We start from the raw sequence: 2,586 nt of genomic DNA on the forward strand, positions 1-2,586 counted from the left end.
ATTGGTAAGTCGTGTGCGTCGCTTTCTCCGCCTGAGATGCCAAGTTTTCAAGGTTGCGGTGGGTTTGATCGATGCTCTCTTTAGCACCAGCACAAGTTTGCAAGGTAACATCGACAATTTGGTGAGCTTCTTCTGTACGAGAAGATACTTCATTGGCGGTCACTTCAACCTCTTCAGTTGCTTCACGTACCTGAAGAATATCTTTTGTCTGCTGATCGAGCGCTTCAGTTACTTGGTATGACGTCGCATTAAGGTTATCAGCTAAATCTTGCAATGGTTTCGCTGAGTCTGTCATACGGCCTAATACAGTGCGGATTCGGGCAGACAGCAGCTTGAGATGAAAATCGGCAACAGAGAACTGACTATTACCTGAATAGACAAGTCGACTGACGCTATCGAATTTAGATTGCAGTTTTTTTAACTGTAATGGAGTATCAATGAGCTCTTGTCGGAAAAGCAATGCGAGAGCAGAAACAGGAAGAAGACTCAATATCCACTGAGATGCTTGCCCTACTTCTACAAGATTTGAAATCAGAGGCGCAGCCAAAGAGCCGAGTAACACTGCGTAACGAACACTGTCACTGATCTGTAGTGACCATTGGCGACCTGACTTCTCAGCTTTCAATAAGCTTTGATAAGCCTTGTCTGCGACTTGTACCCATTCGTTTTTCGGCTTAACACGAACAGACTGATAGCCACTTACCTTCCCGCCATCATAAATAGGGGTAACGTAAGCATCAACCCAGTAGTGCCCGCCGGATTTAGTCTTGTTTTTTACGATCCCGCGCCAAGCCTTGCCTTGTTTTAGATTCACCCACATATCGGCAAAAGCCGCTTTTGGCATATCACCATGCCTAACAATATTATGGTGTTGCCCTAGTAATTCATCTTGACTGTATTCCGCAATACGGCAAAAAGCGTCATTACTATAAGTAATCACACCTTTAAGGTCGGTAGTCGAGACAAGTTGTTCGTTTTCGCTTAGAAGCGTTTCACGTGATTGAGAAGCTGAACTGACAGTCATTTGGTATTAACTTCGGTTAATTATTATTGTAGCGGAGGAATATATACAATTATTAAAGTTATGACAAAATATGAAAGTAACATTTTGTGTAAATGACTGCTATTTATACAAAAATAACCAATGCACCTCACAAAACTCTCAACGCTAAGCCTCTTCCCTAACTATTATGCCTTTGATCTAATTATTCACACCTCTATCTGGCTAAAGGTCATGACTCATCTAAGTTAACTGCAGTGGTAAATTTCACGGTTCTCATAGAGACTGAGGTATGGAACTTGCGAATATTCAGATCTTTGCGCAATACTCGTTCAACAAAGTCTTCGTAAGCTTGTATATCTTTCACCGTAACAATCAACATAAAATCAAAGCTGCCTGATATCTGATAGCACTGAGTAACCTCTGACGCCTTAGAAATAGAATGGCGAAAAATTTGATAGATATCCCCTCGATCGCGCTCCATTTCAACGGACACAACTAGGGTCATCTTGCTACCAGTAAGCTCAGGATTAATGATCGATACATCACCGACTATCACGCCCTCTTGCCTCAATCGTTTCACTCGCTTTAAGCAAGCAGGAGGTGATAGCCCTACGATCTCGGCTAACGATTGATTAGGGATCCGGTTATTCTTCTGAAGCTCAACCAATATGCTTCTATCTATACGGTCTATTTCCATAATTTCTTAAACCATGATTTTTTGATTGATAATTTCTTACTTTAAGGCAATTTAAAAATTACAGGCAACTTTATAGGTTATTTTTGAAATAATAATCACAACAATCGCGGTAAGATCTTTTTATACAACACAACGAGTTATGGTCGTAACAATGAAATCAACCTATCAATTTTTCAAAGAGCTCCTCAAAGAAATCTTCGATGTCACTTCGACGCTTTTCCGTATCATGATTCCAATCATCATATTGATAAAAGTCGTCGAAGAGCTTGGCGGCATAATGATTCTTAGCGAATGGCTAAGCCCTATAATGGAAAGCGTCGGATTACCCAAAGAAATGGGTCTAGTATGGGCAACTACCATACTCACCAACATCTATGCCGGGCTAATTATCCTTATTAATTCCGATGTTCCCTTAACGGTTGCTCAAGCTTCAATTTTAGGCAGCATGATGCTCCTTGCTCACTCATTGCCAATTGAAGGCGCTATTGCCAAAAAAGCAGGTGTTAGCTGGCTGGCTACCCTATCGGTGAGAGTGGGGGGAAGCTTAGTGCTGGCATGGCTACTCAACCTCAGTTATCAATACGGAGACTGGCTCAACTACCCAGCAACCGTGCTTTGGCAACCTGAAGTATCAGGAGACACAAGCTATTTGGGTTGGGCGCTTGAACAGTTCAAGAACTTTGCGGTTATCTTCATGGTAATCTCAGCACTATTACTGTTACTCAAGATCTTAAAGATTCTAGGTATTGAGAAACTCATGGCAGTATTACTGAGACCATTCTTAAGAGTACTGGGAATCAGCAAAGACGCAACGAACCTAACAATAATAGGAATCACGCTTGGCCTTTCGTTTGGTGGCGGCTTACTGATCAATGAAGCCAAGAAA

Annotated in this window: 3 protein-coding genes; 1 reads left to right on the forward strand and 2 read right to left on the reverse strand. The window is 41.8% G+C overall.

The window, feature by feature from the left end; all coding sequences use genetic code 11:
• Window positions 1-1,024 (reverse strand): PAS domain-containing protein (locus AB4496_RS14965; RefSeq protein WP_372131252.1); only part of this gene is annotated, 1,024 nt, incomplete at its 3' end.
• Between the two features lie 208 nt (window positions 1,025-1,232).
• Window positions 1,233-1,700, reverse strand: coding sequence for an Lrp/AsnC family transcriptional regulator (locus AB4496_RS14970; RefSeq protein ID WP_009844861.1), 468 nt, complete (start codon window positions 1,698-1,700; stop codon window positions 1,233-1,235).
• A 151-nt stretch (window positions 1,701-1,851) separates the two neighbouring features.
• Between AB4496_RS14970 and AB4496_RS14975 the strand changes: the two genes are divergently transcribed.
• On the forward strand, window positions 1,852-2,586 hold a 735-nt coding region (locus tag AB4496_RS14975), incomplete at its 3' end, for a hypothetical protein (protein ID WP_372131254.1).

This window comes from Vibrio sp. 10N.222.46.A1 (genome assembly GCF_041473595.1).
In the GTDB taxonomy this organism is placed as follows: Bacteria; Pseudomonadota; Gammaproteobacteria; order Enterobacterales; family Vibrionaceae; genus Vibrio; species Vibrio tasmaniensis_A.